Genomic DNA, 15,873 nt, shown 5'->3' on the forward strand with positions numbered 1-15,873 from the left:
GTGAGCGCCGAACGACACCAGGCGGCGTCTGCCGTCCGCGGATCCCGCGGGCGGTGGCGCCGCTGGCGGCGGGCCCGCCCATTCACCGCCGCCGTGCTGATCGCCCTCGGGGGCCTGGAGATGCTGGCGACCCTGCGCGCGCCGCTCGGAGTGCTGCTGCACATCGGCCCGCAGGGGCTCGCCGCGTACCTGGTACCCGCCATCCTCGTCATCTGCGGGGTGCTGCTGATCACCACCCCGCAGCAGCGGGTCTTCTACGCCGTGGTCTCGCTGGTGCTCGGCCTGGTCTCCTGGTTGACCTCGAACCTGGGCGGCTTCGTGGTCGGGATGCTGCTGGCCCTGACCGGCGGGGCACTCGCCTTCGCCTGGACCCCGGACAAGGACGGCCACCCCACCGGCGCCGGGACGGAACCCACGTCGCCCGAGAACGACGACGTGGACGAGGACGACACCGCGCTGCTGCCCGGGATGCCGTCACCGGACCCCAGCCCGGTCGACCGGGCCTGAGTCAACGGGCGGTGTCGGCGACCGCCTGCGCGAACACCTCGGAGCGGTGCTCGAAGTTGCGGAACCGCCCGTAGCTCGGCGCTGCCGGGGAGAGCAGCACGACACCGCCCGCGGGCGTCAGCTTGCGCGCCAGCCCGACCGCTGCCACCAGATCCTCGGCGACCTCGGTACGCACCATCGGCAGCCCGGCCAGCGCCTCGATGATCCGGGGGCCGCTGTCCGGGATGCCGATGACCGTGATCTCCCGCTCCGCCAAGTGCTCGGCCAGCGGCGTGTAGTCCAGGCCCCTGTCGTTACCGCCGACGATCACGGTCAACGGCCGCCCGTCGTACGCGTCGATGGCGTGCATGGCCGCGTACGGGCTGGTGGCCAGGGTGTCGTCGACGAACGTCAACCCCGACGGGTCGGTGATCTCGGTGAGCCGGTGGGCCAGCCCCTGGAACTCGGCGACGGCGATGGCGAGGCTGTCCTTCTCGGCCACCACGTCGACGCCGAGCGCGTCGAGCACGGCGAGGGCGACGCACAGATTGCCCTCGTTGTGCCGGCCGACAAGCGGCAGCACGGCGCGCGGGAACAGCGGCTGGTCGCCGACATGGAACCACTGCGTGCCGTCGGCACCTGTGGCGACGTGGGTGGTGTCCGGACGGCCGGCCCGCACCGCCGGCAGATCCCCCAGCTCGGCGGCGAGCCGGGGATCGCCGCCGTTCACCACGATCGTCTGCGGATCATGGGCGAGCAGGTTGAGCTTGTCCCGGTAGTACTCGCGTTCCCCGCCGTGCGCGTCCAGGTGCTCGGGGAACAACGCGGTGACCACCGCCACCCGGGGCGAGTCGGTCAGGTCGCTGCACTGGTAGCTGGACAGCTCCAGCACGTACAGCTCGGACTCGGGCAGATCGAGGGTGGGCACGCCGATGTTGCCGCCGAAGACGTTCGGCCGGCCCATCGCGGTGAGCAGGTGGCTGATCAGGCTGGAGGTGGTGCTCTTGCCCTTGCTGCCGGTGACCCCGACGGTGCGCGCGGCGTGGTCGGCCATCCAGAGCGCCGTGCCCTGGGTGACAGGTACGCCGTGCCGGCGCAGCTCGACCAGCCACGGGTGGGTCTGCGGCACACCTGGCGAGCGGACCACCACGTCGGCGGCGGCGAGCCGTTCGAAGCCCGCCTCGCCGGTGACCAGCGGCGCCGCCTCGGCCAGCGGGCCGTCCCAGGGCAGCGACAGGAAGTTCGCGCTGTCGTCGACGGCGACCAGGTCGGCGGGGCCGTGCGCGGCGATCGCTGTCACAGCGGCCCGGCCCTCCCGGCCGGTCCCCCAGACGGCGACGCTACGTCCGCGCAGGTCAGACAGGCGCACGGGACTCTCCTCGGGATTACGGCGGCGGTTGGGCAGGCCCGGTCCGGACACGGCCGGACGAACCAGGGCCTAGTATGGCGTGTGCCCAACGAGCAGCTCCGGCGGATGGACGCCTTCACCTTCCCGTCCTACTCGATCGACTTCGCGACCGGCGAGGTGTTGTTCGACTACGCGCTGACCGGCCCCGGCGGCGAGCAGCGGTTCACCGAGGTGATCACCCTCCCGCTCCCGGCGGAACCGCCGTCGGACGAGACGGTGGCCACCCTCAACCGGGTGCTGGAGGTGCTGCACCTGGTCGCCGGGGTCAGCTACTACAAGGCCGCCGCGCCGCCCCGACTCGTGCTGCCGGCGCCGCTGGGCGCGGCCACCGTCGACTACGTCACGGCCATCTACACCAGGGGCCTCGCCGAGTACGCGTACCGCAACCAGCTGCCGCACGTGCTCCAGCTGCGCCCGGAGGTGCCGGCCGGCTCTCCGGAGCCACCACGGGTGTACGACACCTCGGACCGCCGCCCCCTCTCCGCCGTCGGCGGCGGCAAGGACTCGATCGTCAGCCTGGAGGCGCTTCGCCGCGCCGATCTGGACCCGGTGCCGTTCTCGGTCAACCCGAACCACGTGATCGTCTCGGTGAACGAGGCGTCCGGGCTGACCCCGCTGGCTGCCCGGCGGCGGATCGACCCGGTGCTGTTCGACCTGAACGCGTCAGGCGCGCTGAACGGGCACATCCCGGTCACCGCCATCAACTCGCTGATCGCCGTGGCCACCGCCGTGCTGCACGGGCTCGGCCCGGTGGTGATGTCCAACGAGCGCTCGGCGTCCGACCCGAACCTCGTCTGGGACGGCCACGAGATCAACCACCAGTGGTCCAAGGGCGTCGAGGCCGAAGGGCTGCTGCGGGCGTCGCTGGCCGAGCACGCCGGCCTGACCGAACCGTACTTCTCGCTGCTGCGCTCGCTGTCCGAGCTGCACATCGCCCGGATGTTCGCCGAGTTCACCAGGTACGACGACGTGGTGACCAGCTGCAACCAGGCGTTCAAGCTGCGGGACGCGTCCGAGCGCTGGTGCCGTGACTGCCCGAAGTGCCGGTTCGTCTTCCTCGCCATGGCGCCGTTCATGGCCCGGGAGCGGGTGGTGGGCATCTTCGGCGGTGACCTGCTGGCCGACCCGCAGCAGATCCCCGGCTACCGGGAACTGCTCGGCGTGGACGGGCACAAGCCGTTCGAGTGCGTCGGCGAGGTCGAGGAGTCGGTGGTGGCCCTCGGCCTGCTCGCCGAACAGGACCAGTGGCGCGACGCACCGGTGATCCGGGCCCTTGTCGACGCCGTACCGGCCACGGCCTGGTCGGCGGTGGCGAATTCGGACGTCTTCACCCCCGGCGGCCCGAACCACATCCCCTCCACCTACGCGAAGGCCCTGACCGCCCTCGGCGCCTGACCCTCCCTGCGTTGATCATGAGGTTGTCGCCACTCGCACCGGCGTGTCACGGCAACAACCTCATGATCAACGCGCATGGCAGGGAGGGAAGGCGGCGGGGTCGGCCGGGTCAGGGGCTGCGGACTGCTTCCAGGGCCAGCAGGGCCACGTGCAGGGAGAGGCTGGTCTCCACCGAGTCCAGGTCTGCGTCGAGGATTCGGGCGATGCGGGCCAGTCGTTCGTAGAAGGCCGGGCGGGACAGGTGGGCGGCGGCCGCGCCTGCTGACTTGTTACGGCCCTGCTCCAGGTAGGCGCGCAGGGTGTCGAGCAACTGCTCCCGGGGGTGCCGGGCGTCGTACTCCAGCAGCGCGCCGAGTTCGCGCTCGACGAAGGTCTGCAACCGGGGCTCGTCGCGCAGCAGGTGCAGCAGCCCGGCCAGGCCGACGTGGGGCAGCCGGAAGATCGGCAGGTCACGCCGGTCCCGGCGGGCGGCCTCGGCGACCTGCCGCGCCTCGACCAGCGACCGGCGGGCCTCGCGCAGACTGCTCACGCCCGACCCGGCGGCCACGATCACCCCGCCACCGCCGCCGCCCCGGGACGGGTCGACACCTGCCACCGCCCGCGCGGGCTCCACAGTGGGCGCCGGGCGCGACACATCGGCGCCGGTGGCCGACCGGGACGCCTCGCCGGCGGGCGCGCGGCCGGTGCCGGCGTCGAGGCGTACCCGACGAAGTGCGCTGGCGAACGCGGACAGCGCGCGGTCCTCGGCGGCCGGGTCTGCGAGGGCCAGCAGGGCACCCACCGAGTTGTCGTCGACGGCGCTCGTGAGCGCGGTCAGCTTCGCCTCCCGCAGGGCCTGGCCGACCGCCTCGGACAGGTCGCGCAGTCGGGCCTGACCGGCCTCGGGGCCGGACTCCCCGGCGGGGTCGTCCGCGCGGTAGCGGACCATCACGCCGACGAGGTGCCGCCTGTCGAGCAGGACGCCGAGCGCCTTGGCCCGAAGCGCCACCTCGTCCACCGGCCGGGAGTGGTCGAGCAGCGCGGTGAGCAGGGTGCGGTGGATCTGCCGTTCCAGGCCCTCGGCGTCGCGGCGGATCAGCCGGCCCAGCGCGAGCGTGGACGCGGCGCGCTCGATCAGGATGCTGAGCCGGGTGGGCGGGCCGGCGGCCGGCTCGCCGGCCTGGACGCTCGGCACGTCGCCGTTGGCCGGCCAGCGCAGCAGCAACCGACCCCAGTCCTGCCCCCGGGCGCCGACGGCGGTCACCAGCCAGCCGCTGTCAGGGTCGTACGCGGTGCGTCCGGCCGGCCGGATCCGCCGCGAGTGCTGCTCCCAACCGTCCAGCAGCAGCTCGGCGCTCTCGCCCGCGTGGTCGTACCCGAGGACCTGCCGGGACAGGTTCTCCAGCACCACCGGGCAGCCGGACAGCTCGGCGGCCTGCCGGATGACCTCGGCGGCGTCGGCGCCCTCGACGGAGAGGTCGTTGAACCGCTGGTGGATCTCCTCGGTGGCGCGCAGCTCGGTGAGCTGCACGTCGACGATCAGCGCGTGCACCGCCTCGGTGATCCGCACGAACGGGGTGGCCCGGCGCAACTCCACCAGGGGCAGGCCGCGCCGCTCGGCGGTGGCCGCCATCACCCGTGGCACCCCGCTGACGTACCGGCGGCCCAGTTCGACGACGAGCCCGGAGACTCCGACGTCGGCGAGGTCGCCGATGAACGCGCGCAGTCCCGCGTCGTCGCCCGGCAGCCCGATGCCTGTGGTGAGGACCAGCTCTCCGCCGCCGAGCAGGGTGGCGATGTCCGGCACCTCGGCGACGTGCACCCAGCGGACGGGCCGGTCCAGCCCCGCGTCTCCGGCGACGACCCGCGGGGCGCCGTGGCGGACCGGGTCCAGGGCGAGGACCTCACGGACGGTAGGGAACACGGCCGCAACGCTACCGTCCGTGACACCGGCTCTCGACCTGGCGGGGTGGTGCTCAGTCCACGCCGAACTCCATGGCGGCCCGGTCGAGCGCCTCGTCGGCGGCGGAGGCGACGCCCCGCGAGGCGATGGCTTCCGCCCCGCCCTCGGGCATGGCACCGATCAGCCCGGTCGAGGCGGCCTGCGCGGCACCGATCATCCGCTGCGGAGCCCCGCCGCCGACCATGCCCAGCGAGGCGTACTGCTCCAACTTCGCCCGCGAGTCGGCGATGTCCAGGTTGCGCATGGTGAGCTGGCCGATCCGGTCCGACGGGCCGAACGCCGAGTCCTCGGTACGCTCCATCGACAGCTTGTCCGGGTGGTAGCTGAACGCCGGGCCGGTGGTGTCCAGGATCGAGTAGTCCTCGCCACGGCGCAGCCGCAAGGTGACCTCGCCGGTGACCGCCGTGCCGACCCACCGCTGAAGCGACTCGCGCAGCATCAGCGCCTGCGGGTCCAGCCAGCGGCCCTCGTACATGAGGCGACCGAGGCGCCGGCCCTCGTTGTGGTAGTTCGCCAGGGTGTCCTCGTTGTGGATGGCGTTGACCAGCCGTTCGTACGCGGCGTGCAGCAGCGCCATGCCGGGCGCCTCGTAGATGCCCCGGCTCTTGGCCTCGATGATGCGGTTCTCGATCTGGTCGGACATGCCCAGGCCGTGCCGGCCGCCGATGGCGTTGGCCTCCAGCACCAGGTCGACGGGGCTGCCGAACTCCTTGCCGTTGATCGTCACCGGGCGGCCCTGGTCGAAGCCGATCGTGACGTCCTCGGTGGGGATCTCCACCGACGGGTCCCAGAACCGGACACCCATGATCGGGCTGACCGTCTCGATGCCGGTGTCGAGGTGCTCCAGGGTCTTCGCCTCGTGCGTGGCGCCCCAGATGTTGGCGTCGGTCGAATACGCCTTCTCGGTGCTGTCCCGGTACGGCAGGTCGCGGTCGAGCAGCCACTCGGACATCTCCTTGCGGCCACCGAGCTCGGTGACGAAGGCGGTGTCGAGCCACGGCTTGTAGATGCGCAGCTGCGGGTTGGCCAGCAGGCCGTACCTGTAGAACCGCTCGATGTCGTTGCCCTTGAAGGTCGACCCGTCGCCCCAGATCTGGACGTCGTCGGAGATCATCGCGCGGACCAGCAGGGTCCCGGTGACGGCCCGGCCCAGCGGGGTGGTGTTGAAGTAGGCCCGTCCGCCGGAACGGATGTGGAAGGCGCCGCAGGTCAACGCCGCCAAGCCCTCCTCGACCAGGGCGGCGCGGCAGTCGACAAGTCGGGCGACCTCGGCGCCGTAGCTGAGCGCACGACCGGGCACCGACGCGATGTCGGGCTCGTCGTACTGGCCGATGTCGGCCGTGTAGGCGCAGGGGACGGCGCCCTTGTCGCGCATCCACGCGACCGCGACCGAGGTGTCGAGGCCGCCGGAGAAGGCGATGCCGACACGTTCGCCGATGGGCAGGGAGGTGAGAACCTTGGACACGGGGAAGATTATTCAACAAGACGCATGGTCATGCAAGCTGATCGTCGCGACCCAGTTCCCAGAACGCCACGGCAGCGGCAGCGGCGACGTTCAACGAGTCCACTCCGCGCCGCATCGGGATGACCACCCGCACGTCGCTGGCGGACTGGGCCGCCGCCGTGAGGCCCGGCCCCTCGGCTCCGAGCAGCAGCGCCGCCCGCTCGCGCTGCGCCGGGGTCAACCGCTGGATCGGTACGGCGTCCGGCGCCGGCGTCATGGCGAGCACCGTGAAGCCCGCCTGCCGCACCTGGTCCAGACCCGCCGGCCAGGGGTCGAGCTTGGCGTACGGCATCGCGAAGACCTCACCCATGCTGACCCGCACGCTGCGGCGGTACAGCGGATCGGCACAGGACGGCGACAGCAGCACCCCGTCGATGCCGAGCGCGGCGGCCCCCCGGAAGATCGCCCCCAGGTTGGTGTGGTTGTTGACGTCCTCCAGGATCAGGACCCGGCGCGCGGCGTCGAGCACCTCGGCCGCCGTCGGCAGCGGCCGGCGGTGGAACGACGCAAGCACTCCCCGGTGTACGTGGAACCCGGTGGCCCGTTGCAGCACGTCGGGTGTCGCGGCGTAGACAGGCGTGTCGCCGGTGTCCAGGTCGGCGAGCTGGTCCACCCGCTTGGCGTCGACCAGGTACGACCGGGCGGGGTAGCCCGCGCGCAGCGCCCGGCGCAGCACCAGCTCCCCCTCGGCGATGAACAGGCCGTGCGGTGGCTCCCAGCGGGTGCGCAGCTCGACGTCGGTAAGCGCGCGGTAGTCGGCGATCCGGTCGTCGTCGGGGTCGGTGATCTCGTGGACGGGCACCCGACGATTCTGCCGGACGTCGAGTCCACCCCTCCGCGGCCCGCCCGCGTGGTGTTTTGTCCGATGGAGAAGGGGAATGGCCTGCAGAACCGGACCGGACGGAAGGAAGCAGCCAGGTGAGCACCGACCGCACCGTGCCGTACGAGACCGGCCCTCTGCCCCGGAACCCGACAGTCGCGGACCACATCGTGTCCCGGCTGGCCAGCTGGGGCATTCACCGCTACTTCGGCTATCCCGGCGACGGCATCAACGGCATGACCTCCGCGCTGCAACGCGCCGGCGAGCGGGCCCAGTTCATCCAGGTCCGCCACGAGGAGACCGCCGGGTTCGCCGCCTCCGCGCACGTCAAGTACGGCGGCGGTCCGCTCGGTTGCGCGCTGGTGACCAGCGGGCCGGGCGCGATCCACCTGCTCAACGGCCTGTACGACGCCAAGCTCGACCACCAGCCGGTGGTCGCCCTGGTGGGGCACACGGCGACCACCGCCGAGGGCGGCGGCTACTACCAGGAGGTGGACCTGCTCGCCCTGTACAAGGACGTGGCAGCGGCGTTCCTGGCCCAGCTCGACAATCCGGCGCAGGTCCGGCACCTCGTCGACCGGGCCTGCCGTACGGCGCTGGCCCGACGTACCGTGACCGCCCTGATCCTGCCGCTCGACGTGCAGGACGAGCCGGCCGTGGTGGACCCGCCGCACGCGCACGGCTACTACCGGACCAGCAACGCGCCGAGCAGCACCCCGACCGTGCCACCGGAGGCGGACGTGCGCCGCGCCGCCGAGGTGCTGCGCGGCGGCGAGCGGGTGGCGATGCTCGTGGGGCAGGGCGCGCTGGGCGCGCAGGACGAGGTCCGCGAGATCGCCCACCGTCTCGGTGCCGGCGTGGCCACCGCACTGCTCGGCTTCACCGCCGTCGACCACAGCGAACCCTGGGTCACCGGCGCGATCGGGCTGCTCGGCACCCGGCCGAGCTGGCAGCTCATGACGGGCTGCGACAGGTTGCTCATCGTGGGCAGCAACATGCCGTACTCGGAGTTCTACCCGCCGCCCGGGCAGGCCCCCGCCGTGCAGATCGACCTGGACGGCACCCAGCTCGGGCTGCGGTACCCGACCGAGGTGAACCTGACCGGCGACGCGGCCCCCACCCTGCGGGCGCTGCTGAACGAGCTGGGCCCCGGCCCCGGGCCGACCGCCTGGCGGGCGACGGTCGCCGAGACCACCTCGGCGTGGCGCCGGACGCAGCGCGACCTGGCCGAGCAGAGCGCCGACCCGGTCAACCCGCAACTGCTCTTCCACACCCTCAACCAGCGGCTCCCCGACGACGTGATGCTCGCCGTCGATTGCGGCACCACCACCGCCTGGTACGCCAGGCACATCCAGGTCCGCCCGGGAATGCTGGCCAGCCTGTCCGGCACCCTGCTGTCCATGGGTGGCGCCATGCCGTACGCGCTGAGCGCCAAGTTCGCCCACCCGGACCGGCCGCTCGTCGCGCTGATCGGCGACGGCGCCATGCAGATGAACGGCGTCAACGAGCTGATCACGGTGGCGAAGTACTGGCGCAGCTGGGCCGACCCCCGGTTCGTGGTGCTGGTGCTCAACAACCGGGACCTGGCGTTTGTCAGCTGGGAGCAGCGCTCCTCGGAAGGGACGCCGATGTTCCCGGACAGCCAGCAACTGCCGGACATCGCCTATCACCAGTGGGCGGAAGTCCTCGGGCTGCGCGGTGAGCTTGTCGACTCCCCGGAGCAGGTGTCGAGCGCCTGGGACCGGGCGCTCACCGCCGACCGACCGGTGGTGATCAACGCGCTGGTCGACCCGGCCGAGCTGATGCTGCCGCCGCACTTCACCGCCGAGCAGGCCCGCAAGACCGCGGCGGCGGTGCTGCGCGGCGACACCGACTGGGCGGGCATCATCCGCCGCGGCCTACCGTCCACGATCGCCAGCTATCGCCCCCGCCGCCGCGAGCACTGACCCCGCTCCGCCCGGGTGCCGGGGTCAGCCGCGGCGGTCCAGCCAGCGCTGGAGGGCGCTGCGCGGGTCCTGGGTGGGCTGGCGGTCCGGCACCACGGGGGCCCGTTCGACAGGGCGGCGGGGCTCACCGGCCAACTCACGGCTGGGCGCGGCGAACGCCTTCTCCGGCTGACCCTTCACGGCTGTGGCGATGACCCGGGCGACCGCGTCGATCACCTTCGACTGCACCGCGGAACCCACCGAGTCGGCCGGGTCGTCCGGGTTGGCGGCGATGCCGGCCACCGCGACCTGCGGGGTGAAGCCGACGAACGTCTCGGTGGAGTTCTGCTCCGAGCTGCCCGTCTTGCCGGCCACCGGTCGGCCGTCCAGGATGTCGTCGACACCTGTGGCGGTGCCACCGTTGCACTGCCCGTACGGCGACTGCTGCCCCACCGGGCACCTGGCGGCGTCGGTCGCGGCGCGGGCCACGTCGGCGTCCAGGACCCGCTTGCAGGACGGCTCCCCCACCGGCACCTTCTCGCCGTCGGCGGCGGTCACCGAGACCACAGGCAGCGGCGTGCAGTAGGTGCCCTCGGCGGCCACCGTGGCGTACGCGTTGGCCAGGTCCAGCGGGGTGGTGGCCGCCACGCCGAGGGTGAACGAACCCCAGTTCGCGGCGTTGTCCTTGGCGAACGCGGCGTCCGAGTCGGCGCGGAACGTGATGCCGAGCCGCTGGGCCATCTCGACCACCTTGTCCTGGCCCACCTGCTCGGCCAGCCAGACGAAGTAGGTGTTCACCGAGCGGCCGAAGCCGTCCCACATCATCCGGTACCCGTCCATCCAGTCCGGGTTGGCGTTGGCCGGGCACCAGCGGCCGTCACAACTGCCCGGCCCCTCGGCCGGGTACCGGGTCGGCAGCTTGGCGGGCGCGTCGAAGCCGGTGGAGAGCGTACGGTCCGACTCCAGCGCGGCGAGCATCGTGAACAGCTTGAACGTCGACCCCGCCTGGTACCCGTCGACGCTGGCCCCGCCGGAGATCAGCGGGTTGACGGTGTTCCGGTAGTTCGCCTGGCCGGCCGGGTTGTCCGCGAGGCTGTAGTGCCTGTTGACGGCCATCGCCAGCACCCGACCGGTGCCCGGTTGCACGGCGGCGATCGGCAGGGCGCGCTTGTTGCCGTACCCGTAGACCTTCGTGGCCTGCTGCTGGGCGGTGGCCTGGACCTTCGGGTCCAGGGAGGTGACCACTGTGTAGCCGCCCGAGCGCAGGGCCTGCTCCCGCTCGGCCACGGTGGCCCCGAACGCCGGCTGCGTCAGCCACCAGCGCCGCAGGTAGTCGCAGAAGTAACCCCAGTCGTCGTGGCCCTCGGCCACGGCGGTGCAGCCGTTGGGCTGAGCGGTGGGACGCAGGGTCAGCGGCTCCGCCTTCGCCTGCGTGGCCTGGGCGGCGGTGACCGCCCCGGTCGCGACCATCGAGTCCAGCACGTACGACCGGCGGGCGAGCGCCGCGTCCCTGTCGCCGTCGATGGGGCTGTACGCGTCAGGCGACTGCACCAGGCCGGCGAGCAGCGCCGACTCGGCGAGGGTCAACCGCGCCGGGGCCTTGCCGAAGTAGCGCTGGCTGGCCGCCGCGATCCCGTACGCGCCGGAGCCGAAGTAGGCGATGTTCAGGTACCTGTGGAGGATCTCGTCCTTGCCGAGGCTCTTCTCCAGCGCGCCCGCGTACCGGATCTCCTGGATCTTGCGCCCGATTGTGGGGTCGGTCGCGGCGGCCCGCTCCTCGGCGGTGCGGCCGGGGTCGGTCTTGAGGACGTTGCGGACGTACTGCATGGTGAGCGTCGAGCCACCCTGCTCGGTGCCGCCGCCCTTGACGTTGGCCACCAGCGCCCGGGCGAGGCCGCGCAGGTCAGCGCCGCCGTGGTCGTAGAAGCGCCGGTCCTCGGCCGCCACGATGGCCTGGCGCATGACCGGGGCGATGTCGTCCAGCGCGACGTCGGTGCGGTTCACGTCGTAGAAGGTGGTGATCAGCGTCTTGCCGTCGTTGGCGTAGAGGTACGACCGCTGCGGGGTGGCCGGGGTGCGCAGCGAGTCGGGCAACGCGGCGTACGACCCGAGCGCCGAGCGCGCGGCGAACCCGAGCAGCAGGTTGCCCGGCAGTGCGGCGACTGCCAGGACCAACCCGGCCAGAAGGCCGGCGAGCAGCACGGTGAACAGCCGCGACAGCGGCGAGCGGAGGGCGGCCATGCAACCCAGGATTGCCACATAAAACACCAACCGACCACCCCCGCGGCACGACTGTCACCAACTTCACGGCTCCCCACCAGCCAACTCTCACCCCCGCACCCCGGTGATCATGGGGTTGGCCGGAGCTTTGATCACGGAATCGCCCGTCAACCTCATGATCACCGCAAAGGGTTGGGCGCCGGTGGGTCAGGGGGTTGGGGTGGTGAGGCTGGCGGAGGCGGCGTCGCGTGCCGTCTCGCGGGGCATCAGGCGGCCGGAGCGGTAGCCGATGCCGATGCCGGCGACCAGGACGAAGATCGCGCCGAAGGTCTGCAACGAGCCGATCAGCGCGCCCCCGAGGCCGAGCAGCGGCGCGGCGATGATCAGCATGACGCCGTCACCGAGGCTGAACGCGCCGGAACGCGCCACCGCCCACCCGGTCAGGAACCAGCCGGCGCTGTAGAAGGTCGCGCCGAGCAGCACCAGCGAACGCGCGGTGGTGCCGAAGACCGGCGTCTGCTCGGCGAGCCCGGCGAACGGCAGCATCAGTACCGTGCCGGCGATGCTCACCAGCAGCCCGGCGGCGGCCACCCGGCGGCTGCGGGTCGCGGCCAGCAGCCCGGTGAGCGCCAGGAGCGCGAGCAGGCCGAGCCAGACCGCGGCCACCCAGCCGATCAGGTACGCGGCCCGGCCGTCGGCCGGATAGGGGTCGTTGCCCACCCCTCCGTCGCTGGCCATCGCCACCGCGCCGTAGAGGATGGCGTACGCGGGCAGCAGCCACACCGCGGCCCGCGCGAACCGGCGTATCGACCAGGCCCAACTGGCGTTCGTGGCCGGGCCTGCCGGGGTCGGCTCACCGACGAACGGCAGGACGCCGAATCCGCCGCCGCTGCGTCGGGAACCCAGCGGGGCGACCGGGTCGTGCGCGCCGGGCACGGGGGCAGAGGACCACATCCGATCCGCCGGATCCTTCATGCGTCACCTCGCTCGTCCGCGAGCGGTGCGAGACGCGCCGGGGCGCCCCGATTGCCTGGTCACCACCCGTCCTAGGACCGATCGTGGCAGGCGTCGGAGCGCCCCATGAGCATTTCTCGTATTTAGCCGCCGTGGCGGCCGGGGATACTGATCAGCCGCGCTCGCGCTGGTCGGCCGGGTCGTTGACCAGGCTGTCCGGCGAGACCGGCTCCGGCGCGGGCAGCCCCTGCGGCTTGTTGCCGCCGGTGGCCTGCGCCTCGGCGACGCGTACCTCGTCGTGGATCTGCTGGGCGGCGTCGGCCGCGGCCTGGGCGGCCTCCGCGGCCTCGCGCTCCACCTGGCTCGCGTGGTCGGCCGCCTCCGGCGCGGGAACATCCCCCACCATCTGGCTCAGCCCACCGAGGGCGCCACCCATCCCCTCCAGGGCCTTGGTCAGCTCGGCCGGGACGATCCAGACCTTGTTGGCGCTGCCCTGGGCGATCTGCGGAAGCGCCTGGAGGTACTGGTAGGCGAGCACCTTCTGGCTCGGGTTCGCCTGGTGGATCGCGTCGAAGACCGTCCGGATCGCCTTCGCCTGGCCCTCGGCCTGCAGGATCCGGGCCTGCCGGTCACCGTCGGCCCGCAGCACCGCGGACTGCTTCTCACCCTCGGCCGTGAGGATCTGCGACTGCTTGTGCCCCTCGGCGGTGAGGATCGCCGCGCGACGGTCCCGCTCGGCGCGCATCTGCTTCTCCATCGAGTCGCGGATGCTGGCCGGCGGCTCGATCGCCTTGATCTCCACCCGGGTCACCTTGATGCCCCAGCGGCCGGTCGTCTCGTCCAGCACGCCGGACAGGTGCCTGTTGATCTCGTCCCGGCTGGTGAGCGCCCGCTCCAGATCCAGCGAGCCGATCACGTTACGCAGGGTGGTGACGGTCAACTGCTCGATGGCCTGCAGGAAGCTGGAGATCTCGTACGTGGCCCGGACCGAGTCGACCACCTTGAAGTAGAGAACGGTGTCGATCGAGACCACCAGGTTGTCCGAGGTGATAACCGGCTGCGGCGGGAAGCTGACCACCTGCTCGCGCATGTCGACCTTGGTACGCACCGCGTCGATGAACGGCACCAGCAGGTTGAGGCCAGGGCTGAGGGTGCGCTTGTACTTTCCGAGCCGTTCCACCACGTCCTGGCGCTGCTGCGGCACGATCCGCACCGCCTTGGCCAGCGTAATCACGGCGATCAACGCCACCGCGATGATCAGCACTCCGATGACCGTCATCCGTTCACCCTCTCGCTTCCGGCAGCTCGCCGGCGGAAGAAACATCGTCCTGCCACACCAGGGCTGTCGCGCCCCGGACCTTTATCACCCGAACCCGTTGACCGGGCTCGAAGGTCTGCGTCGTGTCGTACGACCGGGCGGTCCACAGCTCCCCGTCAATCTTGACCAGGCCGTGCTCGGCGTCCACCCGTTCCAGCACCAGGGCCGTGGAGCCCTCGATCGCCTCCACGCCGAACGGCTGCTCGCCGCTCTCCAGTGCGGACCGGCTGTGCCGCCGGATGACCGGTCGGACGAACACCAGGCTCAGCGCCGACACCACCGCGAAGACGAGCGCCTGCACGGCCACCGGCGCGCCCAGGGCGGCAGCGCCCGCGGCGGCGAACGCACCGACCCCAAACATGATCAGAAAGAGGGTCGTCGTGAAGATCTCGGCGACCGCCAGCACCACACCCAAAACGATCCACACCACGGCGTCCACACCGCAAGGGTGACACGTTAATGCACGAGCAGCCCACCCGTGATGATCAGTAGGCTCGGCGGAGCGACCGCCGGCCGGCCGCCGTCGCGTCCAGCACACCGATCGCCGCACCGGACCCGCCGACCGAGGAGACCCCCTTGAGCCTGCTGCCCGAGACCATCCGCACGATCGACACCCGGGTCGCCCAGGCGCAGGCCGACGGGCACACCCCCTCGCTGGTCGTGGGCGTGGTCCGCGACGGCACGCTGGCACACCTCGCTACCGCCGGCGACCACCCCCGTCCGGGCCTCGACCTCCAGTACCGGATCGGCTCGATCAGCAAGACGATGACCGCGACCCTGATCATGCAACTGCGCGACGCCGGCCGGCTCACCGTCGACGACCCGCTGGAAGCCCACCTGCCGGGCACCGGCGTCGGCACGCTCACCCTGCGCCAACTCCTCGGCCACGCCAGCGGCATGCAGCGCGAGCCCGAGGGCGAGTGGTGGGAGCGGACCGAGGGCACCGACCTCGACACCCTGCTCGCCGGCGTCACCGCCGACAAGATCGCCTACCCGCCGCACGCCGCGTACCACTACTCCAACCTGGCGTACGGGCTGCTCGGCGGAGTGCTCGAACGGCTCACCGGGACACCCTGGATCGACCTGCTCGACGAGCGGATCCTCACCCCGCTGGGCCTTCACCGCACCACGTACGCGGCCACCGAGCCGTTCGCCCGGGGCTACGTGGTGCACCCCTGGCACGACACCCTGCGCGAGGAGCCGCGTACCGACACCGGCGCGATGGCACCGGCCGGGCAGCTCTGGTCGACGATCGAGGACCTCGGCCGGTGGGCCGCCTTCCTCGCCGACCCCGACCCGTCCGTGCTGGCCCCCGGCACACTCACCGAGATGTGCTCCCCCGTCGTGATCAGCGACCTCGACTCCTGGACCGGCGGGCACGGCCTGGGGCTGGAGCTCTACCGCGATGGGGAACGGGTGTACGTCGGGCACGGCGGCTCGATGCCCGGCTACGTCGCCTCCCTCGCCGTACACCGGCCCACCCGCACCGCTGTCGTCGCGTTCGCCAACTCGTACGGCTTCCGCCGCGGCCACATCGGCACCCTCGGACGGGACCTGCTCACCCTCGTCCTGGACGCCGAGCCGGCGCTCCCGCCACCGTGGCGGCCCGCCAGCACCGCGCCGCCCGCCGAGCCGGCCGAGCTGACCGGCCGCTGGTGGTGGATGGGCACCACGCTGGACCTGAGCTGGGACGTGACGACGGCGGAGCTGGTCGCGCACGTGCGCGGTGAGCGGGTCAGTCGGTTCGCGCAGGAGGGACCGGACCGCTGGCGGTGCCACTCCGGGCCGGAGAACGGCGAGATCCTGACGGTGGTACGCGACGACGCCGGCGGGGCGGTCGTCCTCGACATCGCGACCTTCGTCTTCACCCGCAGCCCCGACGAGATCCCCTGAGAGGCCGC

General features: G+C 72.1%; 12 protein-coding genes. 4 read left to right on the forward strand and 8 right to left on the reverse strand.

All coding sequences use genetic code 11. The features are described 5' to 3' along the window. Positions 1-507, forward strand: coding sequence for a DUF6114 domain-containing protein (locus tag ACFY1S_RS23940; RefSeq protein WP_387122005.1), 507 nt, complete (start codon positions 1-3; stop codon positions 505-507). 1 nt (position 508) lies between these two features. Here ACFY1S_RS23940 and murD read toward each other — a convergent pair whose 3' ends face one another. Next, complete coding sequence (gene murD / locus ACFY1S_RS23945; protein ID WP_387122012.1) at positions 509-1,855, reverse strand: UDP-N-acetylmuramoyl-L-alanine--D-glutamate ligase; 1,347 nt, start codon at positions 1,853-1,855, stop codon at positions 509-511. An 81-nt stretch (positions 1,856-1,936) separates the two neighbouring features. Here murD and ACFY1S_RS23950 point away from each other — a divergent pair, with 81 nt between their 5' ends. Beyond that, on the forward strand, positions 1,937-3,289 hold the full coding sequence (locus tag ACFY1S_RS23950; RefSeq protein WP_387122015.1) for a hypothetical protein: 1,353 nt from the start codon (positions 1,937-1,939) through the stop codon (positions 3,287-3,289). Between the two features lie 109 nt (positions 3,290-3,398). Here ACFY1S_RS23950 and ACFY1S_RS23955 read toward each other — a convergent pair whose 3' ends face one another. The 3 genes from ACFY1S_RS23955 to ACFY1S_RS23965 are packed head-to-tail and all read right to left on the reverse strand — an operon-like array spanning position 3,399 to position 7,537. Continuing rightward, positions 3,399-5,192, reverse strand: coding sequence for a PucR family transcriptional regulator (locus tag ACFY1S_RS23955; protein ID WP_387122017.1), 1,794 nt, complete (start codon positions 5,190-5,192; stop codon positions 3,399-3,401). 52 nt (positions 5,193-5,244) lie between these two features. After that, complete coding sequence (gene argG / locus ACFY1S_RS23960; protein WP_387122020.1) at positions 5,245-6,696, reverse strand: argininosuccinate synthase; 1,452 nt, start codon at positions 6,694-6,696, stop codon at positions 5,245-5,247. Between the two features lie 28 nt (positions 6,697-6,724). After that, positions 6,725-7,537 carry an RNA methyltransferase gene (locus tag ACFY1S_RS23965; RefSeq protein ID WP_364362801.1) on the reverse strand — a complete coding sequence of 271 codons (813 nt, stop codon included), beginning with the start codon at positions 7,535-7,537 and terminating at the stop codon, positions 6,725-6,727. A 116-nt stretch (positions 7,538-7,653) separates the two neighbouring features. Here ACFY1S_RS23965 and ACFY1S_RS23970 point away from each other — a divergent pair, with 116 nt between their 5' ends. Then, on the forward strand, positions 7,654-9,501 hold the full coding sequence (locus tag ACFY1S_RS23970) for a thiamine pyrophosphate-requiring protein (RefSeq protein ID WP_387122022.1): 1,848 nt from the start codon (positions 7,654-7,656) through the stop codon (positions 9,499-9,501). Between the two features lie 24 nt (positions 9,502-9,525). Here ACFY1S_RS23970 and ACFY1S_RS23975 read toward each other — a convergent pair whose 3' ends face one another. The 4 genes from ACFY1S_RS23975 to ACFY1S_RS23990 form a co-directional block, all read right to left on the reverse strand. Beyond that, complete coding sequence (locus tag ACFY1S_RS23975) at positions 9,526-11,721, reverse strand: transglycosylase domain-containing protein (RefSeq protein ID WP_387122025.1); 2,196 nt, start codon at positions 11,719-11,721, stop codon at positions 9,526-9,528. A 186-nt stretch (positions 11,722-11,907) separates the two neighbouring features. Further along, on the reverse strand, positions 11,908-12,675 hold the full coding sequence (locus ACFY1S_RS23980) for a hypothetical protein (RefSeq protein ID WP_387122027.1): 768 nt from the start codon (positions 12,673-12,675) through the stop codon (positions 11,908-11,910). Positions 12,676-12,826: 151 nt separating this feature from the next. Continuing rightward, the gene (locus tag ACFY1S_RS23985) at positions 12,827-13,933 is read right to left on the reverse strand and encodes an SPFH domain-containing protein (protein ID WP_387122030.1); all 1,107 of its coding nucleotides are present in this window, start codon (positions 13,931-13,933) and stop codon (positions 12,827-12,829) included. Between the two features lie 4 nt (positions 13,934-13,937). Next, positions 13,938-14,411, reverse strand: a complete 474-nt coding sequence (locus tag ACFY1S_RS23990) for an NfeD family protein (RefSeq protein ID WP_387122033.1) — start codon at positions 14,409-14,411, stop codon at positions 13,938-13,940. A 137-nt stretch (positions 14,412-14,548) separates the two neighbouring features. Between ACFY1S_RS23990 and ACFY1S_RS23995 the strand changes: the two genes are divergently transcribed. Continuing rightward, entirely contained in the window at positions 14,549-15,865 is a 1,317-nt protein-coding gene (locus tag ACFY1S_RS23995; protein ID WP_387122036.1) for a serine hydrolase domain-containing protein, read from the forward strand. Positions 15,866-15,873: the final 8 nt, after the last annotated feature.

Source organism: Micromonospora sp. NPDC000663, assembly GCF_042898105.1.
Classification (GTDB): Bacteria; Actinomycetota; Actinomycetes; order Mycobacteriales; family Micromonosporaceae; genus Micromonospora.